The organism is Streptomyces sp. B6B3 (genome assembly GCF_039871525.1).
Lineage (GTDB): Bacteria > Actinomycetota > Actinomycetes > Streptomycetales > Streptomycetaceae > Streptomyces.
Genome location: NZ_JBDPLU010000001.1, coordinates 729,841 through 755,530 on the forward strand (window position 1 = coordinate 729,841; position 25,690 = coordinate 755,530).

A 25,690-nucleotide genomic window follows, 5' to 3' on the forward strand; every position below is an offset into this window, starting at 1 on the left:
CCACCCCACCGCACCCCACCCAACTCCGCCCCCGCACCGCATCCGGCGCGGGGGCGGAGCGCACTACGCTCGGTGCGTCCCGAGAGACCCGGCACGCCCGAGCGAGGAGCAGCGATGATCACCGGCGCCAGGAAGGTCAGGGTCGGCGTCGCCGACCAGGAGGCCGCCAAGGGGTTCTGGATCGACAAGCTCGGCGCCGAACTGGCCCAGGACGCCGGCTACGGCGACGAGCGGTGGCTGGAGGTCCGCCTCCCCGACGGCGTGCTCGTCGTGCTGGAGCGCCGGGACGGCGACGCCCCCGACGCGCCGGACGGGCAGCCCAACACGCCCGTGTTCCTCGCCTGCGACGACCTCGCCGTGACCTACCGCGAGCTCGTCACCCGCGGCGTCACGTTCCTCCAGGAGCCCGTCGAACTGCCGTTCGGCCTCTGGTCCCTGTTCACCGACGGCCAGGGCAACCGCTTCGCCCTCGAACAGTCCGCGGGCCGCTGACCCGCGGGCCGCCCGGCTAGTCCCGGCCGGCCCGCGTGGCGAGCCAGCCCGCCATCGCGCGGACGCCGTGGCCGATGGCGCGTTCGTCCGGGTCGAACGCGCCGAAGTGCGGGAAGCTGGTCGCGATGTCGGCGCCGGGCGCGCGGACGCCGAGGAAGGTGAAGGTGCCCGGCATCCGGTCCAGGAAGAACGTGAAGTCCTCGCCGGCGAACGGCAGCGCCGCGTGCAGCACGGTCACCCCGTCCGGGCCGAGGACGCGGCGCAGATGCCGTTCCGCGACGTGTCCCAGCTCCGCCGGGCAGACCATGGCGGGGAACGGCTCGTCGGCGAGGTCCACTCGCGCGCCGGCGTACCGTGCCGCGGTCTCCCGGATCGCCTCGCGGACCTCGACGTACCGTTCCTCGGGCCAGCAGCGGTAGCCCAGCGACACCGTCCCGGCCTCGGCTCCCTCGCCCGCCGCGGCCCGGAAGGCGACGAAACGGGTCAGCGGTCCGTCCGGCGTCTGCCAGTCGGTGACGAGCCGTTCCAGGTCGGCGGAGGTCTCCGGTTCCGTCACCGTGGCGAGCGCGGCGAGTTCGGCGGCCAGCCGTTGGGCCTGATCGGCGGCGTCGGGTCCGGAGAGCGTCACGGAGCCGTGGTCCTGGCCCGGCAGTCCGGTTCCGGGGGTGACGGCGAACCGCCCCACCGGGAACGGCCCGCAGTGCAGGGCGTGGATCTCCTCGGGCCGGGCGGGACCGGCGTCCAGCACGCCGTCCGCCAGCATGGCCCGGGCGCCCGAGAGGGTCTCCTCGGCGGGCTGGAAGAGGAACACCACCGTGCCGGAGAGCCGGTGCCGCAGCCGCGCCAGGACCTCGGCGACGCCGACCCCGATCGTGGTGTGCAGGTCGTGGCCGCAGACGTGGGCGGGACCGGTGGCGCCGCCGGAGAGCTGGCCCGACGGCGGCACCGCGTCCATGTCGGCCCGGTACCCGACCGTCCGGCCCGGGCAGTGCCCGCGCAGGACGCCGACCACACCGTGCCCGCCGACGCCGGTGGTCACGGCGAGGCCGGCGGCCCCGAGCCGGTCCGCGACGAGGGCCGCGGTGCGGCGCTCCTCGCCGGGCCCCTCGGGATGCCGGTGGATGTCCCGGCGCAACGCGACGAGTTCGTCGTCCAGCCGCGCCGCCACGGCGTCGACGGCCGCCCGGTCCACGCCCCTCCGACCCGTCCCGGCTCCGGCTCCGGTGGTGGCGGTGTCGGCGAGCGCCCCCGGGGCGAGGAGCGCGCCCGCGCCGACCGCCGCGGTGCCGCCGAGCACCGCCCGGCGGGTGGGAGAGTGCTGCTTCGCGTCAGACATGGTGTCCTCCCGTTGTGCCGGCTGTCCTCGCAATGAGACGCCGGAACGGCCGGCCACGCCTGACAGGCGCACAGGGGCCCGCGGGTCCGCGTCGCCTGCCGGACCGGCGGCCTGCGCGCCGACGTGCCGTCGGGCGCGTTCGCGGCCCGCTGCCTGGGCAAGGTCGGGCACTGGGACCCGGACGAGGGCGTCCTGGAGATCGACGCCCTCGCCATCTTCCGCTGACTCCTACCCCTCCGGGGCCGTGGCGAGGCCGGGGAGGGTCTCGGCGCCGGGCAGCCGGGCCGCGGCGGCGCCGGGGAGGATCAGCTTGCCGCGCCGGCGGCCGCTGCCCACCACGATGTGCGGCACGGCCAGCACCGCCTCGTCCACCAGCACTGGCCAGCCCGCGGGCAGGCCGAGGGGCGTGATGCCGCCGTACTCCATCCCGCTCTCGGCGGTCGCGGTGTCGGTGGGCGCGAACGACGCCTTGCGGGCGCCGAGATGCTTGCGCACGGTCCGGTTCACGTCCACCCGGGTGTGCGAGAGGACCAGGCAGGCGGCCAGCGTGGTCTCGCCACCGCGCTTGGCCGCGACCACCACGCAGTTCGCGGACGCCTCCAGCGGCACGTCGTAGACCTCGCAGAACACGGCGGTGTCCGCCTTCTCCGGGTCGGTGTCCACGTAGAGCGCCGCCTCGGCCGCGTCCCGCGCCGGCCACGCGCGCAGCGCCTCGGCCACCGGCGCGGCCAGCAGCCCCTGCTCGGCGGCGTCCAGCGCACGGTGGACGGCCGGGAACTTTCCGAACGGCGGATCGATGGGGTCGTTCATGCCCCGCACCGTAGCGCCCCTCGGCCGGCGCCGGGCCACCGCACCCCCGGGCGTCGGGCCCGGGGGAGGGGACTGGCGGGAGGGGACCGGCCGTTGGTTCAGTCGAGTTGCGCGGCGCCGCGCCAGACCGTGAGGTCGACGGTGACGTACTGGCTGGAGGAGTCGATCGGCGCGTACTCGCGGATGGTGACCAGGGCGATGTCCCCGGTCGCGGTGACCAGGCAGATCTCCGAACCGGGCGGGGCGTCCTCCGACTCGAACTCGTCCGCGTACCGGGTCACCGAGCGGCAGGTGTCGAGCGAGCCGGGCTCGTCCGCCCGCAGGAGCGCCAGGGTGTTGCCGTCACTGGTCACCACCAGGCGGTCGTAGCTGGAGATGCTCGCTCCGTAGTAGCCGAGGTGGCCCTCGTACCCGGCGCCCAGCTCCGAGTGCACCGGAGTCGGCGGATCCTCGGAGAGCGTGATGGTGTGCTGGTCGGAGATCTCGATGCCCTCGTAGGTCACCGGGTCCGGATCGGCCGGCGGCTCGGACGAGGGCGTCTCGGCCGCCTCCTCACCCCCGGCCGGCTCCTCGTCGCCTGCGGTGTTCGGGTCGTCCGTGGCGGTCTGCGACGGGTTCCCAGCCGCGTCACCGCCGTCCGAATCGCCTCCGCCGCCCAGCGTCATGGCGCCGATCACCACGCCGGCGAGCACCGCGCACGTGACGACGGCCGCCAGGAGAACTGTTCGCCCGCCGCGACGGTTCTGCGGCGCGGCGGGGGGCGGCGGAACGTGGGAGGGCGGAACGTGAGAGGGCGGAACGTGGGGCGGCGTGGCGGGCGCGGTGGCGGGGTACCCGGCGGGCGCGAACGTCCCGGGCGCGAACGTGCCGGGCGGCGTGGCCGGCGGGACGGGCTGGGCCGCCAGGGAGGTGACCGTCGCGGCGTGGTGGTCGATCTCGGCGGTCACGGCGGGCGGCAGCCAGCCACTCGCGGGCTGCGGGCCGGTGTCGGTCAGCTGCTGGCACATCTCGATGACCTGGGCGGGCGAGGGGCGACCGGCCGGGTCCTTGGTCAGGCAACGGGCCGTCAGCTCGCGGAGCGGGGCCGGCACCGCCGAGAGGTCGGGCTCCTCGTGAACGACGCGGTACAGCACGGCCGGTGAGGAACCGTCTCCGAACGGCGGGGCGCCCGCCGTGACGAAGGCCGCGATCAGTCCGAGGGCGAAGATGTCCACCGCCGGCGTGACCTGCTGGGCCACCGCCTGCTCCGGCGCCATGAACGCGGGGGTCCCCGCGGCGACGCCGGTTCGGGTCAGCGACGTGGCGTCGGCGGCTCGCGCGACACCGAAGTCGATCACCCGCGGGCCGTCCGCGGCGAGGAGGACGTTGGACGGCTTGAGGTCCCGGTGGATGACGCCCGCGCCGTGGATGGCCTGCAACGCCTCGGCGATGCCGGCCAGTATCCGAGCCGCGGCCGCCACCGGGAACGGGCCGTGCTCCCGAACGGCGCTGTGCAGGGACGGCCCCGCCACGTACGCCGTGGCCAGCCACGGCTGCGGACCGTCCGCGTCGCTGTCGATGACGGGAGCGGTGAACAGTCCCTGGATCCGCTCGGCGGCCTGCACCTCCTGCCGGAACCGCCGCCGGAACTCGGGATCGCCCGCGATTTCCGGCCGGATCACCTTGATGGCGACGGGCCGACCGCCGGGCGTGCGGGACAGATACACCTTGCCCATCCCACCCTCCCCGAGGCGGTGGGTGAGGCGGTAACCGGCAATCATGGTCGGGTCTTCGGCATTCAGAGGCGCTGGCACCCGCTCACCCTAGCCATGGCCGGATTCCTTCGCCCCGACGACAACGACTCAGTTCTGCTACAACCACCGCGTCCCCGGCCCCGGATGCCTTCCGGCGGTCAGAGACCGTGTGGTGGGGGTGGGTTGGGGCGGGGGCCTGGTCAGTCCTCGCCGACCACGGTCAGGTCGTCGTTCAGGGACGCGGCGATGCGGGCCGCGCGGGAGTGGTCGGCCAGGCGCCGGGTGAGGTAGGCGCAGGAGTGGTGGTGGCGGAGCGACCACCACGCGGCCGAGCCGCCGATTCCGCCCTTGGCGATCTTGCCGTGGTCGCGCACGAAGCCCAGCGTCCAGGTGATCCGGGTGCCGAAGACCTCGTCGAAGGCGGTGACCTGGGAGGCGAGCAGCTCGTCGTGCAGCTCGGGCCCCAGCAGTCGGCGCACCGGCCCCTCGGGGTCCGTGAGGCGGGAGAAGAAGCCGGCCATGGCGGTCGCGGTGGTGTGCAGGTTGACCGCGCCGAAGACCGACCTGCGCCAGACCCGGGAGTTCGTCCGGCGGGTGTCCAGCGCGCCGTCGGGGATCCGCAGCCAGGGCGCCGCGTGCAGCTGCCGCGGCCACTCCGGGTCCGCGTACTCCAGATCGGCCACCCGGTCCAGCGCCTCCTCCGGCACGCCGAACCAGGCGTCCAGGTCCAACGCGGGCCGCACCACGTCGCGGAACGTCTCGCCCAGCGTCGTGCCGGCGCCGGCACGCAGGACGCCGTCGACGAGATGGCCGTACGTCAGCGCGTGTTCCCCCAGCGACGCACCCGGGGCGTACTCCGGCGCGGATCGCACCAGGCTCTCCCGCAGCCCGGCGTCGTCCAGGAGGTCCAGGCCCGCCGCGTCGTCGGGGAACCGCGGCTGGCCGGCCCGGTGCGTGAGCACCTGGCGCAGGGTGGTGCGCTCCTTGCCGTGCGCACCGTACGCCGGCCAGTACCGGGCGATCGGCTCGTCCAGCCGCACCGCCCCGTCGCGGACCGCCACCAGTGCCGCCAGTGTGACGAACGCCTTGGACAGCGAGTAGGGCTGCACCAGCGTGTCGTCCCGCCAGGGGCGCGTCCGCGCGGCGTCCGCCCAGCCGCCAGCGAGCCGGACGACCTCCCGGCCGTCCCGCCAGACGGAGACCCCGGCGCCGGTCTCCTCGCCCTCGTCGACCAGGCGCTGGAAGACCTCGCGCACCGCCTCGTACCCGTCCGCGACGAACCCCTCGACGTTCATGCCACGCCCTCCCTCGGTCGACCGCCACCATACCCCTAAGGGGTATGTCTGGCAATCCGCCGAGGGCCGGTCACCAGCGTTCGAACCGCCACCACTGGGCGATGGTGTTGTTGCACGGCCAGGTCCGGACATCGGTGCCGTCGTGGGTCTGGGAGTGGTCCACGTCCAGGCAGTAGCCGTTGACCGGCCAGACCAGCTGGTACGAGCCGTTGGGGACGCGTTCGATGCGCCAGTCCTGGGCGGGCGTGCCGTTGCACTCCCAGAGCCGCACGTTGGCGCCGATGTCCGTTGAGGCGTCCCCCACCTCCAGGCAGTGGCCCTTGGCGGTCAACGTGTAGGTGTCGGCGCCGTGGGAGCGCACGGTGAACGCCTGGGCGTTCGTGCCGTTGCACGTCCACTGCTGGGCGTTGGCGTTGAAGGCGGGGTCGGCGCCCACGTCGAGGCAGCCGCCGGGGCCGCTGTACAGCCGGTAGGTCGCGCCGTCCTGCACCGGGCCCGTGTTCTGGTCCGCGTTCGGCGAGCCGGAGTTCTGCTCGTCGTCGTTGTCGTTCGACTTCTTCGGGTCCTCGTCGTCCGCCTCGGGTTCGGGCTCAGGGTCGGGCTCAGGGTCGGGCTCCGGTTCCGGCTCGGGTTCGGGCTCAGGTTCGGGTTCCGGTTCGGGTTCGGGTTCCGGTTCGGGCTCGGGGTCGGGGTCGGGTTCCGGCTGTTCGACGGACGGCGACTCGCTGGGGGTGGCGGAGGGGCGGGCGGCCACCGGCTCGGCGGAGTCGCCGCCGTCGGGCAGCACCGTTCCGGCCACCCAGACGGTCAGGGCCACCGCGCCGGCCGCGGCGGCGCTCCAGCCCAGCGAGGCGAACACCCGGGTCCCCGGGACCAGACCCCGGCGGGCCACGGCCGGCCGGCGCGCGAAGACCTCGGCGAACCGGCGCGTCGGCGGCTCGGACCCCGCCGACCGCTCGGCCGGTGCGGCGGGTGCGGCGGGTGCGGCCGGCTCCGACGGCTCCGGCGGTTCGGGGGACGTGGCGGACTTGGCCATGGCTCGGTACCTCACGGGGTGGGAAGGGGCAGGTCGTCGACGTCCAGCACCATCAGCGCCTGGGCGTCGGGGTCGGTCAGCTCGGCGACGCGCATCGCCTGGCGCTCCGTCATCTGCTGGAACAGCTGGCGGGCGGCCCGGCCGTTGCCGAACCGCTTGCCACGCGGGACGGCGGAGATGAAGGTGGTGAGCGCCTTCCTGGCCTCGTCACTGAGTTCGTAGCGGTGCTTGCGGGCGTGGTGTTCGACGATCTGCACCAGCTCGTCGTCGATGTAGTCCGCGAAGTGCAGGGAGCGGGTGAACCGGGACGCCAGGCCCGGATTGGAGTCGATGAAACGCTCCATGTCACCGGGGTAGCCGGCGGCGATCACCACGACCTCGTCGCGGTGGTCCTCCATCAGCTTCACCAGCGTGGCGATCGCCTCCTGGCCGAAGTCCTGGGCCACCCCCGGCGGCGTCAGCGCGTACGCCTCGTCGATGAACAGCACGCCGCCGCGGGCCCGCTGGAACGCCTCGGTGGTCTTCGGGCCCGTGTGGCCGACGTACTCGCCGACCAGGGCGCTGCGGTCCACCTCGACCAGATGGCCCCGGGCGAGCAGCCCGAGGGCGTGCAGCAGCCGCCCGTACAGCCGCGCCACGGTGGTCTTGCCGGTGCCCGGGTTGCCGGCGAACACCAGATGCCGGCTGAGCGGCGGGGCCGGCAACCCCGCCTGCTGGCGCAGCCGGACCGTCTGCATCAGCTTCACCATGCCGCCGACGTCGCGCTTGACGTTGTCCAGGCCGACCAGCTCCTCCAGCTCCGCGAGCAGTTCGGGCAGCGACTTCGTCTCGCCCTCGGGCGCCGTACCCGCCTCCGCCTCCGGCGCCGGTCCCGCCCCCGTCCCCGTCCCCGTCCCGGCCCCCGGCGCCGCGCCCGGTTTCGGCAGCGGAGCGGCCGGATGCGGTGTCGGGCCCGTGGCGCCCGGCGCCGGCGGCGCGCCGGGGCGCCCGGGGGTCGGCGGCGCCTGGTGGCCGCGGTCGCCGGGCCCGGGCAGCCGGGAGGTGGCGACGTTCACCGCGACGCAGTTCTCGAAGTACGGCCGGGCCCCCTCCGCCACGCCGAGGTCCTGGGCCGCGTTGAAGACGCGGCAGCCGCGGAAGCGCGGCGCGGCGTCCCGGGCGACGTGCAGCGCCGGGAAGGCGGTGGCGATCACGTCGCAGTGCTCGAACGCGCCGCGCGCGGCCTCGCCGACCAGGATGCCGTGCTTGCCGCTCTGCGCGACGCGCACGCCCCGCAGCCGCGGGTCGGCGCCGGGCGTGAGCTCGATGCCGTTGCCCTTCTGGCCGAGGAACGAGCAGTGCAGCAGCACCGTCTCCTCGGTGGTGCGCAGCCGCGCGCCGGTCTCGCCGCCGGTCACGTGCACCCCGCGCATCGTCAGCCGCGACTGGTCGCGCACCTCGACGCCGGACAGCCGGGCGCCGGCCAGCGTGCTCTCGTCGATCTCGGCGCGCGCCGTGTGGTCCAGCCGGACCCCGGAGCGGGCGGGCCGCTCCACCCGGCAGTCCGTCAGCAGCGCCTCGGCGGCGTCCTGCACCAGCACCCCGTTGCGGCCCGCGCCGCGCAGCACGCTGCCGCGCAGCAGGATGCGGGAGGAGTCGCGGGCGCGCAGCGCGGAGCCGGAACCGCCGTGCACCCGGAGCAGATCGGCCCGGAGCACGGCGCTTCCCGACACCGCCACGCCGATGCCCTCCACGCCCTCGATCGCCGTGTCGTCCAGGCGGGCCAGGGCGTCGCCGGTCAGGTGCAGGGCGGTGTGCCGGGCCGCGCGCAGCCGGCTGCGGCGGATCACCAGGACCCCGCCGGCGGTGGGGTCGGCCAGTTCGGCGGACAGGTCGTGGTCCAGCGGGATGTCGCCGACCGGCACGTCCGGCGGGACGGCCGAACCGCGGGAGCCCAGCACCTCGATGCGGCCGTGGCTGACCGTGCAGCCCTCCAGGGTCAGACCCGCCGCGTCCTCGACCCGCAGCAGCGCCTCCGCCGGGTCCGCGCCGCGCAGCACCAGGCCGTGCAGCCGGCAGTCGGGCGCCGCCACGGTCAGCGCCCCGGCGGCGGCCGGCACCGCGATGGTGACCGACCCCTCGCCGTGGTGCGGCCGCAGCGTCACCCGGCGGACCAGCCGGAACGACTCGGCGTACGCCCCTGGCGCGATGCTGATCACCGCGCCGGCGGGGGCGGCGCTCAGCGCGTCGGTGATGGTCCGGTGAGCGCCCCTGGTGCGCGGGGCCACGCGGATCGGTTCGTCCGTCATCAGCAGTTCGTTCCTTAACCCTGGTTAACCCCGCGATTCCTGCGGGGGATAGTCGGACGTCGGTCCGAGCACGGGCACGGCCTGCGTTTCCGGCTGCGTTTCCGGCTGCGTTCCCGGCTGTGTCTCCGACTGGGGCGGCGGGCTGCCGGTCGGCGACTGGAGGCCCAGCGAGTCGCGGACCACGGGGACGAAGACGAAGCCGCCCAGCAGCTTGTCCATCAGCTTGCTGAGCATCGGGAAGACCACGAAGTCGACCACGCCCTGCCGGTGGTACCAGCGCACGCCGATGGTGTTCTGCAACGAGGTCCGCGCCACGCCCACGGCGAGCGACCCGACCAGGCTGCCGGCGGCGGCCGCGCCGGCGAACGCGGCGGCCTGGGCCGCGGAGACCTCGTGCCGGTTGCCCTCGGCGTCCCGCATGCCGAACGCCTCGATGGCGGCGAGGTTGCCCAGGAACGCGCCCAGCGGCGCCAGGGCGATGGAGTCGCGGAAGAAGTCGAAGGTGCCGCCGCGCCACCGCAGCACGAACTCGTTCCCGGCCCATTCGGACGGCCAGTTGTCGTCGTCCTGCCGGAGGTGGAAGGGCAGGCCCCGGTCCAGCCAGTTCAGTCCCAGCCGGAACGTGCTGTGGTTCATGGCGAAGTTCTGGAGGCCGCCGACGCCCGCCTTGAGGCCGCCGGAGACGGCGGCCACCACCGCGGCCTGGGCGACGTCCGTGCCGGTGAACGGCCCGGGCAGCGCGGCGTAGACCGCCAGGTTCATGAGGAAGTCGAGCACGAACTCCTGGGCGAACTCGACCGCGAACTGGTGCGACCCCTTGGTCAGGAACGGGGTGTAGGTGGACTCGCCGTTCACGGCGGGGCCCCAGTCCGCGCGCCGCGGCTGACGGTACATCCGCTCGTAGCCGCGGAACTCGTTGAGCGATCCCATGAAGTGGGTGTCCCTGCCGACCAGGGCGAGGGAGCCGCGGTACGGCGCGGCGCCGGCGGCGAACGAGCCGGCCGGCTGCTCCCGGACGAAGCCGACCATCGACCGGTCGGTGACCACGGTCGCCCCTCCCGTGTCGGGGTGGACGTACCGGCGCCACTGCTGGGTCATGCTCTCGACCTCGTGGAAGCTCCCGTCCCCCACGGCGCTCCTGGTGCGGGCCACGGAGCCGCTCTCGAACTCCTTCCAGGTGCGGTAGGCGTCCTGGCCCCGGACGGCGGCGTTCACGGTGTCCGGGGTGGGCGCGTACTCGCGCACCCGGAGCGGCGCGTCGTTGAGTCCCTGGCGCAGCGCCCCGCCCACGGGCTTGGGGATCTCCTGGATCCGTACGGGTGCCGGCGCGGCACCCGCGGCCCCGGCCCCGTGCCCGGCCCCGCCCGCGGCGCCACCCGGCGGCGGGGCGGGCTCGCGGAGCCAGTCCTCCCACCGGGCTCCCGGCCGCCAGGCGGACAGCAGGCGGTCCCCGTCGAACCAGAAGCGGACCCGGTCGGCCTGCCCGCCGAAGGCCAGCACGTTGCCGTCGCGGTCCGTCTTGTTCCAGTGCCAGACCTCCTCGCCGCCGGCACCCCGGGACACCAGCCAGGAGTCGACGGTGACGCCGTCCCCCAGCAGCCGGTGCTCGCGGACCATGCGGCCGTCCACGAAGTCCCGGTAGGAGCCGGGGTCGAAGTAGTTGACGTGGTCGAACTGGTTCCGGTCCGCCAGGTGCCGCTCGCCCCGGACCGTGGTGCCCGGGATGGACCAGGTGGCCTTCCCCTTCCCCGGGTACGCGCTGACGACCTGGACCGCGCCCTCTCCCGGCGGCGCGCCGGGACCGCGGGACGGCCAGGTGTCCTGGCGGGCCACGATCTGGCCGTGGTGGTCGTACACCGTCCAGTCCCGGCCCGTCCCGTGGGCGCGGGGCCGGTACTCCAGCATCGTGCCGTCCCGGAAGCCGACCCGCGCCACCTGCCAGTCCCGCCCGGCGGCCGGCGTGTACCAGTCGCCGGGGCCGTCCGCGTACCGGTCGACCCACACGATGTCGCGCGCCGCCCGGCCGCTGCCCGCGGGCGGTGCGGCGGCGCCGAAGTCGCCCCGGTCGTACGTGCGGTGGCCCTGCCGGTTGCCGGCGCCCTCCGACCAGGGCAGGTAGCGGTCGACCGGCCCGGCCCCGGCGGGCAGCGGGACGTCGTGGTGGCCCACGGTGAGCGTGTGACCGTTGGACAGCGTGCGGGTCTCGGCGGTCAGGCGACCCCCGCGGTCAATGCTGTAGGTGGTGTGGCCGCGCAGGCCGACCTGCCGGATGCCGGACGTGCTCTCCGTCCGGTAGGTGTGCGTCTGGAACCTGGTGTCCCGCGCCCACGCCCCCAGCCGGCCGGAGTCGGTGTGCCGGAACTCGGAGCTGAGCAGGCTGCGGTACCAGTTCGGCGGGCGCTGGTCGGCGACCCGGTGCGTCTCCATCCAGCCGCCGCCGGGCGGGGGGCGCCGGGAGCCGATCGGCTTGCCCTGGTGCGAGACCATCGACCAGTCGGCCTTCGGCAGCCCGTCGGGGCCGAGGTCGTGCATCCGGAACGTGCGGACGCCGTGCACGGCGAGCCGCCCCGTCTTGACGTCCACCTCCACGAGATGGCCGGTGCGCGGATCGGGAACGCGGTCGACCCAGCCGTCCCCGAGCGTGGCCCAGGCGCGGTCGCCCCGGGCCAGCTGCCGGCCCTCGGCGTCGAAGTAGTGCCACCGGCCGAGGGTTCCGCCGTCCCGGACGGTGAGGATGTGGCCGCCCTGCGGCGCCACCCGCATATGGCGCACGGCGTCCGACGGCATGGTGCCGGCGTGGACGCCCGTGGGGCGGTCGAACCACTCGCCGGTGGCCGTCCAGGCCCGGACGCCGTGGCCGCCCGCCACCGGCCGACCGCTCGCGTCCAGTTCGGACCACAGCTGCCGCTGGTTGCTGAAGGGCGTCACGCTGCCGGGCGCGTGGGTGTCCACCGTGTGGCCGTTCGGCAGCGGCCGGCGTTCGAAGACGTGGCCGCCGAAGTGGGTCTTCAGCGTGACGAGGCCCTGCCCGGCGCCCGCGGTGTCCACCGTGCCGCGGTCCATCACCGGCCCGGGCCGGGGCGGAGCCGCGTTCCCACGCCACCGCTCCCAGGTGCCGGTCAACAGCCCGTCACCGTCGTAGGAGTACGTGATCCGGAAGTACTGGCCGGTGACCGCCGCGCCCCGGTGGGTGGGGTTGATCCGTTGTTCGGTCAGCCGGCCGCGGGCGTCGTACTGCCGCCACTCGTCCGCCCGGAGGCCGCCGGGCGGGCCGTCGATCCGGTAGCCGCCGGCCGCCCGTGGCGTGATCGCGCCGTGCGGCAGGGTGGTGGCGCGCAGGTCGCCGTCGAGCAGCCGCAGCGCGGCAGGGTCGGTCAGGTCCAGGAACCGGGTGCCGACGCCGTCCGACAGCGTGAGGGCCCGGAACGTGCCGCCGTCCTGCCGGGTGACGGTGCGGACGTTGCCGGCGTCGGGCGGGCCGAGGTGGTGGTCCACCCGGCCCTGGGCGTTGAACAGCCAGACCTGGTCGCCGTTCGCCGTCTCCACCCGGAAGCCCCGGTCGGGCTGGCCCGCCGTCGCGGGCCGGCTGGTGACCACGTGGCCGGTCCGCGGGTTGAGATCGGCGTCGAGGAGGTCGTAGGCGCGGTACTCGGTGCCGTTGTGCGTCATCCGGTGCACGCGGACGTGGTCGCCGGCCGCGCCCGCCCGCGGTCCGGTGAGTCGCCTGGCGTCGAAGCGGAAGGCGCCGCTGGTGCCGTCGAACCGGGCGAGCAGGTTCTCCCCGTCGCGGCGCCACACCAGGTCGCCGCCGGGCAGCCGGTCCAGGGTGGCGCCGTCGACCGCCCGGCCGTCCGCCTGCCGCGGCGCCGGGTCGACGCCGGCGCCGTGCGGGCGGTCGAAGGCGTAGCCGACGGTGCGCGGGGTGCCGTCGGCGCCGGGCCGGGTGAGGGTGGTGACGTGCGGCCGGGTGACGGTCCCGGTGTGCGGGTCGAGAACGACGTGGTGGGCGCCGTGCTGGACGCGCAACGCGCCGTCGTGCTGCGGGGTGACGGTGGCCGTACCGCCCCCGTCGCCGGTGATCCGGGCCGGGCGGCGGGGGTCGGCGGGCAGGTTCAGCTCCCGGCCGTCGAGGGGCCCGCCGTGCATCGGGATGGTCCGCTCGGTGAGCCGCCCGTCCCCGCTGCCGTGGACGTACCTGACGCCGCTGACCCGGTCCGTGACGGTGTAGGAGGTGGCGTTCCAGGCGAAGTCGCGTTGCGGCACCGGGCCGCCGTCCGCGCCGCGCAGCTCCGGCCCGCCCGCGCCCGCCCCGGCGGGCCGGTAGGCGAACTCCCGGGCCGCGCCGGGCCCGCCGGCGCCCCCACCGATCAACGGCAGGGCCGTGCCCCGGAACTCGCCGGCGGCGCTCACCACGGTGTGCGGCCGGCCGGCCGCCGCCGGGATCCGGAAGGCGTCGCCCCGCTGGGGCACGACCGCGACGTCCGAGCGCTGGCCGCCCCGGGTCACCAGGTGGGCGGTGGGCGTGCCATGGGGGTCGGACACCACCAGGCGGCCGCCGTCGACGGGGCTGCCGCCGTGGATCTCGTGCGTCGCCCGCACGGCGTTTCCCTGGAACGCGCCCGGCGGCCCGGCGATCCGGTACTCGGCCGTGGTGCGGCCCAGCGTGACCATGGCCAGGTCGCCCCCGCCGCCGTCCCGGCCGAACCGCACGTCGGCGCCCGCCACCGCCTGGTCCTGCCCGCGGTAGAGGCCGTGCGCGTACTCGGCGCCGCGCGCCCGGGTGGCGAACCCGCCGGTGCCGTCGGGGAGTCGGAGCGTGACGACGTCGTGGCTGACCCGTCCCGCGCCGTCCAGCACCGCCGGGTTCCCGCCGTGCGACTCGACGCGGAACCCGTCGCCCCCCAACGGCCGGACGGTGGCGCCCGGGACGGCCCCGCCGCGCGCGTCCACCACCCGGGCGCCGGCGGGGTCGCGGGGCACGGCCAGATGGTTCCCGTCGAGGACGCTGCCGCCCCGGATCACGTGCGCGTCGTGCAGCCAGCCGCCGTCGAGGGCGTGCACGGACGTGACGTGGTCGGCGCCGGGGCGCGTGACCCGGTAGGTGTCGCCGGAGCGCACCACGGTGGCCCGCGGGCGGTCCCCGCCGTCGGCGCCCCTGAGCTCCGGCGCACCGCCGCCGCGCGCCGGCGCGTAGACGTGGTCCTGGGGTGGGCCGCCGTCCCGCGGCGCCAACGGCACGACGCGATGGGTGAGGGCACCGGTGCCGTCGACGGCGACGAACCGGCCATCCGCGAGGGCCACCCGGTGGCCGGCGGCGTCGCCGAGCCGGATGACGCCGCCGGGAACGTCGGCCGGCACGCCGTCGGGCCCCGGCCGCACCAGGGTGGGCGCGGCGGTCGGCCGCGCCGCGTCGAAGCGCAGGTTCGTGCCGCGGACGTCGTCGGCGACCGGCACCCACCGTTCGCGGTGCACGGTGGTCACCTCGCCGTCCCCGCCCCGGGCGGTGACGTGTAGCACGTCCGCGTCGCCGTCCCGCACGTGCCGCACGTCGAGCCCGCCGTCGCCGGTCACGGTGGCGCCGCGCACCCGGCCGGTCCCGGGGTCGAGCGAGACGTGCAGGGTGGCGCCCGGCCGGCCCGGCACGCCGAACGCGCCGGCGTTCGGCGGTGGCACGCCGGCGGCGGCCCGGCCCGCCAGATCGTCCATCTCCACCGCGCCGTTCCGCACGGTGTGCAGCATGTAGACGAGCGGCGAGGTGGTGACGTCGGGCACCGGCGTCTCGCCGCGCCCGCCCCCGCGGCGCGCGAGGTCGTCGAGGACCGCCTGCCGGTCCGCCTCACCCAGGCGCCGGAACTCGTCGCCGTCGACGCCGTCCATGCCGACGCCGTTGCGCCCGTCGCCCCGGAACGCGCCGGTGTCGGCGTCGAACACCGAGAACCGGCCGCCGGGTTCGTCCACGTGCAGGGTGCCGGTGCCCCGCGGCCCGGTCCTGACCACGCCGGGCGCCGCGGAGCCGTCCGCCGCGCGGGGCACCGGGTAGGGCACACCGTCCCTCCCGACCAGGGCCAGCAGATCCGGCTGGCCGGGGCGCCCGGCCAGCGTGACCACCGTGTAGCTCTGGCCGCGCGGTCCCTCCACCAGCACCGGGTGCTGCCCGGGCCGGTGCGCCAGCCAGCCGACGTCGCCCAGCCGGGACGTCGAGGCGCCGTCCAACGCCGTGCCGTTCGGGCCCACCACGTAGGGCCGGCCGCCGTCGGCGGGCGTCATCAGCTGGTGCCGGTCGGGTCCCGGCAGCGGTTGGGAGCGGCCCAGCGGGCTGCCGTCCATGGCGTGGAAGTCGACGCCGCCGCCCAGCCGTTGGACCGTGATCGACTCGCCGACGACGCTCGCCCGGCCCGGCATGACCGCGCCCTTCTCGTGGAACAGCACGGCCGCGCCGTCGTTCCGCACCGGCACGCCGACGAACCGGCCGGTCTCGGCGCCGCCCTCGGCGCGCAGCGGGACGACGGTGTGGGTGTGCGCCCCCGCGTCGTCGACCAGGACCCGCGGGCGTTCGGGCAGCCCGACCAGCCAGGCGCCGTTGCCGAGGCGGGTGAGGGACGCGTCCGCGGGCCGGCCGCCGGGGCCGGTCACGGACGGCGGCTCGCCGCCCCGCGCCGGCGTGACGGTGTGGCCCTCCAGCGGGCCGCTGGTGAACGGCCGCGGTCCCGGCGTCTCGCCGCCGCGCAGGCCCGAGCCGCCGAGTCCGGAGCCACCGCGTTCCGAACCGCCGAGTCCCGAACCGCCGAGTCCCGAACCGCCGGTCTGTCCGCCGGTTTCGGCACGGACGGGCACCGGGACGGGCGTCGCCTCGACCGTCGCCGCCTCCGTCACGCCCCCCGGCGCCGGCGCCGGCGCCGCCTCGGTCGGGACCGGATCGCCCCGGAGAGGCGGGGCCGGGGTGCCCAGGCTCCGCACCTCGACCACGGATCCCGACGTGGCGACGTGGTCGCCGGTGACCCCGTCCCGCGTTCCCGACCGGCTCCCGGCCTGCGTCGCGGCCGGCGCGGGGACGGTGGAGTCGACCGACGACGTCCCGCCGGCCGGGGTGCTCACGATGGAGCTGATCCGGACCGGGGCCACACCGTGCGCGTGCAGGGTGATGTCGCCCAACGACCCGGCGCCCGGCTGCCGGGCTGGCGGGGCGGGCGCGCCGGACGCCCCGGGCACCGGTGCCTGCGCCGCCGCCTGCGTCGTGGCCGGCGACGGCGGCGGCACCGAGGCGGCGTGGGCGGCAGCGGCGTCCGTCCGGATCAGGGGGACGGCGACCGCGGTGTGCTCCAGACCCTCGCCGAGGGTGACCGAGACCTTCGACGCGGCGCCGAGGTCGAGCTCCAACTGGCTGGGTGACGGCTGCTGGAGGCCGACGCCCTCGGGGAGCGATGTGCCCGCCCTGGTCTCCGCGCCGGCGCCCTGCGGTGCGGGCGTGTGGGTCGTGCCGGCGTCCAGCCGGCCGGCGGCGCCCGGAAGGGCGACGTCCGGCGGGCCGAGGGCCATGCCCTGGTCGGTGAAGTGCAGGCGGAGCGGCGGCACCGAGCCGACGTTGAGGTCGAGGGCGAGTTGTTCGGGCGCGAGCCCGCCCGCCGTGGTCCGGCCCGGCGCGCCGAGGTTGCCGGTGATCTGGCTCGTGCGCGGGACGTCGAGCCCGCCCAGGGCGGCGACGGCGCCGAGGTCGCCGCGCCCGACGTTGAGCCCGCTCGGCGGCACCGTCATCACCTCGCCGAGCTGCGGCATGGTGGACACGTCGATCGGGGGCATCTCCCCGGCGCCGGTCCGCGCGACCGTGAGGCCGTTGTCGCCGTAGCTCATCCGGATCGGCGCGAACGTCCCCAGGTTGATGTCCAGCACGACGGTGTCCAGTCGCGCCCCGGCCGTGCCCGCCACGTTCGCCCCGGCGGTCGTCGCGGCGCTCGGCGAGAGCAGCGGGATCTGCACGCCGACGGTCTGGCCCTGCGGCCCGGGGACGTGCGCGACCACGGAGGCCGGCAGCGGAACGTGGAGTTCGCCCGGGACGGGCAGGTCGTTCAGCGCGGGCAGGGCGGCGCCGGGCGTGCTGGTGCCGGTGACGCCCAGGTGCAGGCCGCGGTCGGCGAAGTAGAGGGAGATCGGCTGCACCGGGGCCAGGTCCGCGATCGGCACGTTCCCCGGCGACGGCGCCGACGTGGACGATCCGGTCACGAGGCCCCCGGCCGGCGGCGGATGGGCGATCGTCGTGGTCGGCAGCGACACGTGCGACGGCGGCGAGATCCCGATCGGCGGGGCGGCCGCCGCCAGGTCCCGCACGGGGCTCGTCGTCGTCGGCACGACGGGCAGATGACCCAGGGACAGGCCGCCGAGGGCGAGGAGCTGGGTGGCGGACGGCGGATCGGGGATGAAGGTGCCGATGCTGCCCAGGCCGCGGGCCGCGGCGGCGCCCCCCGGCTGGTACTTGGCCCAGCCGCCCGGGCTCAGCAGCGGCCGGCCGGCGTCGTCGAAGCCCCTGATGGCCCTGATGTCGATGACGTTGGTGCCGTTGACCCACGCCCCGGTGCGGTACTGGTTCATCAGGCCCCGGTCGAACACGGAGATCCGGAAGCCCCGCATCAGCCCGGAGAGCGAGCCGACGCGGCCGAGTTCGGCGGCGTTCACCGGCAGGATGACGGCCAGCGGGCCGAAGCCCTTGAAGTGCAGGCCCACGTACTGGAAGAAGCCGCTGGTGCGGATGGACTTGGCGAGGTTCGCCCAGGACTGGGGCGAGACCGCCGCGCGGGCCACCCCGACGAACCACTTGAGCCCTGACACGATCAGGTGGCCCGTGCCGGCGACGATCTTGCTCAGGCTCAGGCCCTTCAACGACGCCGCGGCGCCGCCGGCCCAACCCTTCAGGGCGGACCATCCTTTGGCGATGTTGATGCCCCGGGTGGTGGGCACCAGGACGCCGAGGACCGACAGGATCAGCTCGGTGATGCTCGCCTTGCCGCTGGCGAAGTCGATCGCCGTCTTGATCATGATGGCGGCGTTCAGCGCGAGGGCGACCAGGGCGACCGGACCGCCCATGATGAGCGCGGGAATGATCAGGGCGATGGCGATCCAGGAGAGGATCTTCCAGATCTCCTCACACGGGTCGAGCATCGACTGGATGCCGGCGGTCGCGCTCGAGACGGCGGTCGCGGCGGTCGACGCGGCCTCGTCCAGCGCGTCGCCGGCGGAGGTGGCGGTGCTCCGCTGCGTCTCCCACTCCCCGTCCTCCTTGTCCAGGCCCTCGGCGGCCGTCAACGCCCCGTCGGCGACGCCCTGCTGCTCCACCATGACGTCGTGGTAGGTCTGCAGCGCGTTGTGCAGGTCCTGGTGGGCGTCGCGGAAGCTCTGGACGAAGCCGCGCACCCGGTCGTCCATGGCCTCGCGCAGCGCGTCGGCCGTCTGACCGACGAAGCCCGAGCTGTTCTCCCGCAACAGCTCGTCGAGGCCGTCGTCGACCTCCTGGAGGAAGTCGATGATCCCCTGCTGGGACGTCAGCAGGGCCTCGATCCGTGCCGGATCTCCCGGCGTGGGATCGCCGTCCAGGTCGAGGGAGCTCCAGTCCGGGGGACGGGGCATGGCCGGGTTCCCCTCTCTGTCGTCGCCTGCCGGTCGCCGTGCTCGTGGCCTCGCATCCTCTACGCACGAACCGGCCGGCGGGTTCAGCGATCCCGGTCACGAGGCGCCGTCCCCGGCGGCTGAACCTTCCGCCCCGGCTGGTGCGTAGAAGGCACGAGGGTGGTCCCGCCGGGGCCGCGCACCGACCGAACCGCGGGAGGAGGCGCCATGGCCGACTTCGCCATGGACTACGACCAGCTCTACGCCATGCAGCGCGGGCTGCACCTGCTGGCCGACCGGGCCGACTCGGGCGGCGGCGACGGGGTGTACGAGGAGGTGGGCAACGCCACGCTCGCCGAGAACGAGGCGCTGTTCGGCTCGTACGACCTGGCCTACGAGTTCGCGCTGTTCTACGGCAAGTCGAAGGCCCGCATCGACGACGGCAAGGACAAGCTGCGGCAGTTCGGCGACATGTTCTCGGGCGTCGCGGACGGCCTGTTCCAGCAGGACGCCCTGCTCGCCTCGGGCGCCGCGTCCTCGGCGGGCCAGGCCATGATCGACCGCTGGGAGGGCGAGCGGGAGGCTTACGAGGAGTGGGCCGAGAACAAGGAGGCGTGGGACTCCTTCCTGGAGGAGATCGGCGCCGCCGAGTACTTCGCGGAGAACCCGGACGCGGACATCAACGAGGTGTGCGCCGCGGACGACGCGCCCGGCTGGTGCGCGGAGTGGGAGAACGCCGAGGACCCGCCGCGGCCGCCGGGGGAGGAGCCGCCGAAGCCGCCGGAACACCCGCCGAGCCACCTGGAGTTCTCGGACGGCGAGGGCGGCGCGACCGACATCGTGCTGTCGTACGACGACGACTACAACATCATGAAGGAGGAGACCACCGTCACCACCCAGGACGGCGAGACCCTCACCACGACCGTCGAGTACGCGAGCGAGCCGCACATCGTCGAGGGGGACGACGGCACCTCGTACGACACCCGCGACTACACGGTCACCACCACCCTGCCCGACGGCTCCACGACGGTGGAGGACGTCGTTATCGACGACACCGACGGCTCGGGCACCAGGACCGTCACCTCGACGTACACCGAGGACGGCGAGCAGAAGACCGAGACCACCGAGTTCACCCGCTCAGGACCGTTCGAGTGCTGGGACGAGGCCGGGAACGACGACGACGGGTGCCCCGCGTAGGGCGGGCACGAGCGAGGACACCGGCGAACCACGAACGAGCGACGAACGAGCGACGAACGAGCGACGAACGAGCCACGAGGAGAAGAGGGACCGTCCGATGCCCAACATCAGCATCACCTACGCGGACGTCGACGAGGCCGCGGCCGCGATGCGGGCCAGCAACCAGAACGTGCTCACGCCGGCCAAGGACGCGGCCAAGGCGGCGATCGACGACGCGCTGAACAACGACCTGATCATGCCGCAGACCGGTCCGGCCATCACGGAGACGTACACCAACCTCCACAACAGCCTGACCGACCTGTGCAACGCGGTCGAGTCGTTCGCCCAGCAGTTCGTCGACATCAAGGACGGCATGGAGCAGTTCGACGAGGACTACGCGAACAACATCCGCAATCCCCAGGGTTAGCGGCGGCGATCGAATCCCTTCGGCGAGGAGGCACGGATGGCGGACATCTCCGCCGACTACGCGGGCATCGCGGAGACCAGCGGCAAGCTGAGCACGCAGTGCGGCATCATCATTCCCGAGATCTACAACCTGCTGAGCAGGGTGGACACGCTGCTCGACAACGGCCTGTACCTGGAGCAGGCGAGCCCGGCGCTGAAGACCGCCTACGAGGAGTTCAGCAGGTCGCTCCAGCAGGCGGCGTCCAACATCCAGGGCTACGCCAACCTGTTCACCGGCATCAGCGACGGGTTCAAGAGCAACGACGCCGCGCTGTTCGCGTCCGCCCTGTCGGGCATCGACGGTGAGGGCGGCTACGAGACCACCGCCGAGGAGGTGCAGACCCCGACGGACGACCCGCCGGACTGGGCCCCGCCGGGCGGCGACATCGGGTCGGGCGGCACCTGGAACGAGGACCACTCGGTCTTCACGCCCAACTCCTAGCCGGCCGTCCCTCGGACGTCCCCGCGCGTCCGGCCGGGCCGCCCCGACGCGGCCCGGCCGGAGCGCCGCTCACTCCTGCAGCACGGTCAGCGGCACCTGCACCGCCATCGGGCGCCCGGTGTCGTCCGCCACCCAGGCCCGCCCGGGCACCGCCGGCGGGCGCAGCTGTTCCGGCGCCAGCCGGACGCCGATCAGCTCGCCCTCGCCCAGGTTCCTGGGCCCGAGCAGCAGCCCGCGCCGGGACCTGCGGGCCACCCCGATCCAGCCGAGCGTCGTCATCACGCCCTCGGCCGCGCCGGCCAGCAGCAGCCCCAGGCCGCGGTCCCGCCCCGCCGAACCCACCTTGCGCAGCGCCTGGTCGGCCCGCCCGGTCATCAGCAGCTCCGCGTCGTCCACCACGACCACCGCGGGCCGTCCGCGCACCGCCTCCAGCGCCTCGTTCAACGCGTCGGGCGACGGGTCGGGGTCGTCGATCACGTGGGCGAGTCCGTGGGCGGTGAGCCGGCGCAGCGGCGACTCCCGGGGCGTGACCACCACCAGCGACGTGCCGCCCAGCACCAGCGACACGCACATCGCCGCCAGCGTCGTGGACCGCCCGCTGCGCGGCGGCCCGGCGATGATGAACGCGCCGGACTCGGCGGCGAAGTCGAAGCCGAGCGGCCCGGTGTCGTCGCCGCCCACGCCGAACAGCGCCCACATCGGGCGGCGGAGCTCCTCGGGCACGAGGTCCACGGCCTCCGTGAAGCCGACGACGTGCGGCAGCTCGTCGACCCGGAACGGCCGCCGCTCGGCCGCCACGCCGCCGTCCCTGGCCTGCGCCCGGCGGCCGATCGCGCGCAGCGCGTCGGCCTGGTCGCCGCCCTTCGCGAGGGCGTTCAGCGGCAGCGTCAGGATCTGGCCCTCGGCGCCGCCCGGCGCGAACCACCCCCGGCCCGGCGGCACATGCTCCGGCACGGCCTTGCGGTTGACGCCGATGAGGGCGTAGTCCATCCGGTCGGACTGGCGCAGCAGGACCCGCCGGTCGTTGTGCTGTCCTGGACGGCCGCCGAGCAGCCGGCGTTCGGAGGTGGCGATCAGATGGATGCCGGTCGCGGCGCCCTCGCGCAGCAGTCGCAGCAGGTCCTCCAGGGTCCGCCCGCCGTCCACCTTCTCCATCGTCTCGATCAGCGCGTCCCAGCCGTCGATCAGTACCAGCAGATGGGCGGGGCGTTCCGCCGCGGGCAGCTTGGCCCGCAGCTCGGTCAGCGTGCCGACGTTCCGTCGGGCGAGCCGTGCCTGACGGGACGTCAACTCGTCCAGCAGGCGCCGCACCAGCCGGGTCAGCCGCTCCGGATCGTGCCGGGAGACCACCGCGCCGCAGTGCGGCAGCGTCTCCAGCGGCGCCAGCCCGCCGCCGGCGGCGTCGATGCCGTAGACGTGCAGCTGGTCGGTGGTCAGCCGCAGCGCGGCGGAACCGGCGACCGTGCGCAGCGTCTGGGTGCGGCCCGAGCGCGGCGCGCCGATCACGTACAGGTGGCCGAACGTCGCGAAGTCGATATGGCCGGTGGTCTGCCGCTGGCCGGCCGGCAGGTCGAAGAGGACGTAGGGAACGAGCGCCAGCCGCAGGGCTCCTGGGGGAGGATCGTCGGGCTCCTCGAACGGGATCTCCTCCGGCAGCGGCGGCAGCCAGGGCCGCGGCTGCGGTTGGACGTCGGGCAGCGCCTCGGTCGCGGCGCGCACCGCCGCCACGAGCGCGGTCAGGTCCGTGGTGGGGGCACCTCCCAGGCCCCCAGGGCCTGGGGGAGGATCGGTCCGCTCACCGCCGTTCGTGCCGTTCGTGCCATCCGAACCGTTGGCGCCGTTCGCCCCGGCGGCGGGCTCGCCCACCGTGCCTCCCCCAGGCCCGGAGGGCCTGGGAGGTGCCCCCACCCCGGGTTCGGCGGCCTCGGCGGGGGGCAGGACGACGGGCCGGCCGAGCTGCCGCCAGTCGATCTCGATGCCGCGCACCACCCTCCCCCAGGCCCTGGGGGCCTGGGAGGTACCCCCACCCCAGGCCCTGGGGGCCTGGGAGGTACCCCCATGGGCGCCGCCGCCCCCCGGCCCGTCGGGACCGTCCGCCGCCGGCCGTTCGGTGCCGACGAACGCCGTCTGGAACGGGATGGGCGGACCCTCGCTGCGCCGGACCAGCGCCCGCCCGGGGGTGGCGGGCGAGATGCCCGCGGCGCCCGGGGCGTTGATGATGTCCTGGCTCTCGGTGCGGTCGGTGACCCGCAGCGCGATGCGGAGGTTGGTGTTGGCGCGGATCTCGTTGCTGACCGAGCCCGCCGGGCGCTGGGTGGCCAGCAGCAGGTGCAGGCCGAGGGACCGACCGCGCTGCGCCAGGCTGATCAGCCCGGGCACGAACTCGACCAGCTCCCTGACCAGCGTCGCGAACTCGTCGATGACCAGCAGCAGCCGCGGCAGCGCGGGCAGTTCGGGATCGCGGGCGCGTTTGGCCCGGTACTCGTCGACGTCCTTCACGCCGGCGTCCGCCAGCACCTGCTCGCGACGCCGCAGTTCGGCGTCGAGGGAGGCCAGGGCGCGCTGCGTGAGGTGGCCGTCGAGGTCGGTGATCATTCCGAGCGTGTGCGGGAGTTCGGCGCATTCCCGGAACGCGGCGCCGCCCTTGTAGTCGATGAGCACGAACGTCAGCTCGTCGGGCCGGTTGGCGACGGCCAGGGAGGCGATCACCGTCTGCAGCAGCTCCGACTTGCCAGAACCGGTGGTGCCGCCCACCAGGCCGTGCGGGCCGTCCGCGACCAGGTCGAGGTGGGCGGTGCCCTCGAAGCTGGCGCCCACGACGAACGTGGTGGCGGCGGGGCGGCGTGCCCAGTCGCGCAGCAACGCCTCGGGATCCGGCGGCTCCTGGCCGATCAGCGGCAGCAGCCGCACCTCGGCCGGCAGCCCCGCGTCGGCCTCCACGGTGACGTCCCGCAGCGGGGCCAGGGCCCGCGCGACCTCCTCGCACCATTCGGGCCCGACCTGGTCGGCCCGGATGTCGCGGACCGCGGGGACGCCGGAACGGCGCACGGTCAGCCGGTCACCCGCGGCCGTCACGACGATCGTGCATTCCTCGGGCAGCAGGCGTTCCCGCTCGTCGAGGCAGACGCTGAACACCCGCACCCCCGGCCCCTGGGTGAGGATGCTGACCACCCCCGGCATGTCCCGCAGCCGGTAGGCGCCGTCCAGCACGACGAGCACGTCCGGCACGCCGGACGGGGTTCCGCCGCGCCGTCCGGCCGCGGTCGCCGCCTCGATCCGGGCCTGGATGTCGCCGTACAGCTCGCTGATCCGCTGCGCGGTGGACGCCTCGTCGTTGCCCACGCTGACCAGCGGCTGTCCGGCCGAACCGGCGCGGTACGGGCGCAGATGCCGCAACCAGCGCACCCAGGCCCAGTCGGCGGCGTGCTGTTCCTCGGTGAGGATGACGACGCGCAGGTCACGCGGGCTGTGCAGGACCGCGGCCTGGGCCACGGCCCAACGGGCGACGGCGCGCACGGTGCGGCCGGTGCCGGTCAGGCCGATGACCCCGGCCTCGGGCAGTTCGGCGCCGATCGGCACGTCGGCGAGGCGCCAGTGCACCTGACGGTGGTTCTGCTCCCTGGCCTGGTCGTTGATGCGTTTGAGCGACGCCCGGGTCACGGTCCCGAGGCGCAGGGTGAGGTAGTCGGGGTGGTGCCGGCGCCGCTCCCACAGCTGGTGTCCGGGACCGGCCGCGGTCTGCAGCACGGCCGCCGGATCGGGGGAGGCGGTGTTGCGCAGGTGGCGCTCCTCGACGCTCGCCCGGCGCATCTCCTGTTCCAACGCGGCGCGGCGCAGCCGGTAGCGGCGGACCTGCTCCTCGTGCCGCTTGCGGTTGGAGCGACGCCCGGTCACCCAGTTCCCGACCGCCATCAGCGGGGTGAAGACGATGAGGATCAGGAAGTAGAACGACCGGAAGATCGTGACCATGGCCAGGCCCAGCACCAGGGGCGAGATCATCAGCATGAACGGGAACGGGCGCGGCCCCGGCGGGGCGGGTGGCCCGGGCAGGCTGAGGTTCTCGGCGTCCAGATGCGGGGCGAGCCGCGGCGGGCGGCTGTACTCCAGGGTGAGGCCGTCCGCCGAGGGCTTGACGGCGGCGTCGGGACGGTGCGGCGGCGCCAGCCGTAGCAGGTGGTCGCCGAGCGCGAGATCGGCGTAGCCCGGCCAGTCGGAGGAGCCGTCGGAGGGCAGCGCCAGCGCGCCCGGCGGCAGCGGGGCCCGCGGGGCGGGGAGGCCGTCGGGTCCCGCGGGCGGGGGCTCGGTGCTGTGCCCGCCCGGGCCGCCGTCCTGCGGGCCCGCCGGCTCCTCGTCGGTCAGCGGGGTGCCGGTCTCCGGATCGACGGGCGGCGGCGGGGTGAGGCTGCGCAGGCCGCAGCGGTCCGGATCGGCGTCCTCGGACAGCCGGAAGCTGGCGGAGCCGTCGGCGTGCACGGTGATCCAGGTGCCGCGCTCCGGCGTGCCGTCGTCGTCCAGCACGAGGGCGCCGGGGGCGTCGGGAGAGCCGGAAGCGCCGGAAGCACCGGGGACGTTCGGCCCGTCGGGTCCGGGGAGCGGCGGGTGCTCGGCGTCCGGGGCCGCGAGGCGGATGGCGCACCCCCGGTCCGTGCCGACCTCGTAGCTGCCGGGGCCGAGCCGCCACACCCGGCCGGCGTCGGGGCCCGAGACGTGCCGCAGCTCCAGCAGCACCGGGTCGCCGGCGGGCGGCCGCCAGGCCCGGGCCGCCGCGGTGGTGCGCGACGGCACCGGGGCGCCCAGGCCGAGCAACGCGCCGTCCCGTACCCCGCTGGCGCCGAGCGGTGCGCCGGAGTCGAGCGGCTGCTGGTCGAGGAAGAGCCGCGGGGTCGCGAACGCCGCGGCGAGCTCGGCGACGGTGGCGTCCTCGGGCAGGTCGAGCAGGCGATCGGTGCGCCGGCCCTGCGGGTCGGCGGTGGTGACGGTGAGCTTCACGGGGGTCCAACCGGTCGAAGCAGACGATGTCTTG

12 protein-coding genes are annotated in these 25,690 nt (G+C 75.2%); 4 read left to right on the forward strand and 8 right to left on the reverse strand.

What is annotated here, in order from left to right; all coding sequences use genetic code 11:
* Positions 1-114 precede the first annotated feature (114 nt).
* The gene (locus ABGB06_RS03095; RefSeq protein WP_347585069.1) at positions 115-492 is read left to right on the forward strand and encodes a VOC family protein; all 378 of its coding nucleotides are present in this window, start codon (positions 115-117) and stop codon (positions 490-492) included.
* Positions 493-508: 16 nt separating this feature from the next.
* Here the strand turns inward: ABGB06_RS03095 and ABGB06_RS03100 are convergent, their stop codons facing one another.
* The 7 genes from ABGB06_RS03100 to ABGB06_RS03130 form a co-directional block, all read right to left on the reverse strand.
* Positions 509-1,828, reverse strand: coding sequence for a M20/M25/M40 family metallo-hydrolase (locus ABGB06_RS03100; RefSeq protein WP_347585071.1), 1,320 nt, complete (start codon positions 1,826-1,828; stop codon positions 509-511).
* 228 nt (positions 1,829-2,056) lie between these two features.
* Complete coding sequence (locus ABGB06_RS03105) at positions 2,057-2,638, reverse strand: YbaK/EbsC family protein (RefSeq protein ID WP_347585072.1); 582 nt, start codon at positions 2,636-2,638, stop codon at positions 2,057-2,059.
* Positions 2,639-2,736: 98 nt separating this feature from the next.
* Positions 2,737-4,398: a serine/threonine-protein kinase gene (locus tag ABGB06_RS03110; RefSeq protein ID WP_347585073.1), complete on the reverse strand. Its 1,662-nt coding sequence runs from the start codon at positions 4,396-4,398 to the stop codon at positions 2,737-2,739.
* A 173-nt stretch (positions 4,399-4,571) separates the two neighbouring features.
* Positions 4,572-5,666, reverse strand: a complete 1,095-nt coding sequence (locus ABGB06_RS03115) for a serine hydrolase domain-containing protein (RefSeq protein ID WP_347585074.1) — start codon at positions 5,664-5,666, stop codon at positions 4,572-4,574.
* 70 nt (positions 5,667-5,736) lie between these two features.
* Positions 5,737-6,702, reverse strand: a complete 966-nt coding sequence (locus ABGB06_RS03120; protein WP_347585075.1) for an RICIN domain-containing protein — start codon at positions 6,700-6,702, stop codon at positions 5,737-5,739.
* 11 nt (positions 6,703-6,713) lie between these two features.
* Complete coding sequence (locus ABGB06_RS03125) at positions 6,714-8,990, reverse strand: right-handed parallel beta-helix repeat-containing protein (RefSeq protein ID WP_347585077.1); 2,277 nt, start codon at positions 8,988-8,990, stop codon at positions 6,714-6,716.
* Between the two features lie 24 nt (positions 8,991-9,014).
* Positions 9,015-18,605: a hypothetical protein gene (locus ABGB06_RS03130; RefSeq protein WP_347585078.1), complete on the reverse strand. Its 9,591-nt coding sequence runs from the start codon at positions 18,603-18,605 to the stop codon at positions 9,015-9,017.
* A gap of 207 nt (positions 18,606-18,812) precedes the next feature.
* Here ABGB06_RS03130 and ABGB06_RS03135 point away from each other — a divergent pair, with 207 nt between their 5' ends.
* The 3 genes from ABGB06_RS03135 (at position 18,813) to ABGB06_RS03145 (ending at position 20,667) form a co-directional block, all read left to right on the forward strand.
* Entirely contained in the window at positions 18,813-19,781 is a 969-nt protein-coding gene (locus ABGB06_RS03135; RefSeq protein WP_347585079.1) for a serine/arginine repetitive matrix protein 2, read from the forward strand.
* 97 nt (positions 19,782-19,878) lie between these two features.
* Positions 19,879-20,187 (forward strand): hypothetical protein, encoded by a 309-nt coding sequence (locus ABGB06_RS03140; protein ID WP_347585080.1) that lies wholly within the window; start codon positions 19,879-19,881, stop codon positions 20,185-20,187.
* Positions 20,188-20,223: 36 nt separating this feature from the next.
* Positions 20,224-20,667: a hypothetical protein gene (locus tag ABGB06_RS03145; RefSeq protein ID WP_347585081.1), complete on the forward strand. Its 444-nt coding sequence runs from the start codon at positions 20,224-20,226 to the stop codon at positions 20,665-20,667.
* A gap of 69 nt (positions 20,668-20,736) precedes the next feature.
* Here the strand turns inward: ABGB06_RS03145 and ABGB06_RS03150 are convergent, their stop codons facing one another.
* Positions 20,737-25,656, reverse strand: a complete 4,920-nt coding sequence (locus ABGB06_RS03150; RefSeq protein ID WP_347585082.1) for an FtsK/SpoIIIE domain-containing protein — start codon at positions 25,654-25,656, stop codon at positions 20,737-20,739.
* Between the last annotated feature and the right edge of the window lie 34 nt (positions 25,657-25,690).

What these genes read in the sequence shown, in the direction of transcription:
- ABGB06_RS03095 (WP_347585069.1), top strand. Translation starts at nt 115, where the DNA reads ATGATCACCGGCGCCAGGAAGGTCAGGGTCGGCGTCGCCGACCAGGAG.
- ABGB06_RS03100 (WP_347585071.1), bottom strand. Translation starts at nt 1,828, where the DNA reads ATGTCTGACGCGAAGCAGCACTCTCCCACCCGCCGGGCGGTGCTCGGC.
- ABGB06_RS03105 (WP_347585072.1), bottom strand. Translation starts at nt 2,638, where the DNA reads ATGAACGACCCCATCGATCCGCCGTTCGGAAAGTTCCCGGCCGTCCAC.
- ABGB06_RS03110 (WP_347585073.1), bottom strand. Translation starts at nt 4,398, where the DNA reads ATGATTGCCGGTTACCGCCTCACCCACCGCCTCGGGGAGGGTGGGATG.
- ABGB06_RS03115 (WP_347585074.1), bottom strand. Translation starts at nt 5,666, where the DNA reads ATGAACGTCGAGGGGTTCGTCGCGGACGGGTACGAGGCGGTGCGCGAG.
- ABGB06_RS03120 (WP_347585075.1), bottom strand. Translation starts at nt 6,702, where the DNA reads ATGGCCAAGTCCGCCACGTCCCCCGAACCGCCGGAGCCGTCGGAGCCG.
- ABGB06_RS03125 (WP_347585077.1), bottom strand. Translation starts at nt 8,990, where the DNA reads ATGACGGACGAACCGATCCGCGTGGCCCCGCGCACCAGGGGCGCTCAC.
- ABGB06_RS03130 (WP_347585078.1), bottom strand. Translation starts at nt 18,605, where the DNA reads ATGCCCCGTCCCCCGGACTGGAGCTCCCTCGACCTGGACGGCGATCCC.
- ABGB06_RS03135 (WP_347585079.1), top strand. Translation starts at nt 18,813, where the DNA reads ATGGCCGACTTCGCCATGGACTACGACCAGCTCTACGCCATGCAGCGC.
- ABGB06_RS03140 (WP_347585080.1), top strand. Translation starts at nt 19,879, where the DNA reads ATGCCCAACATCAGCATCACCTACGCGGACGTCGACGAGGCCGCGGCC.
- ABGB06_RS03145 (WP_347585081.1), top strand. Translation starts at nt 20,224, where the DNA reads ATGGCGGACATCTCCGCCGACTACGCGGGCATCGCGGAGACCAGCGGC.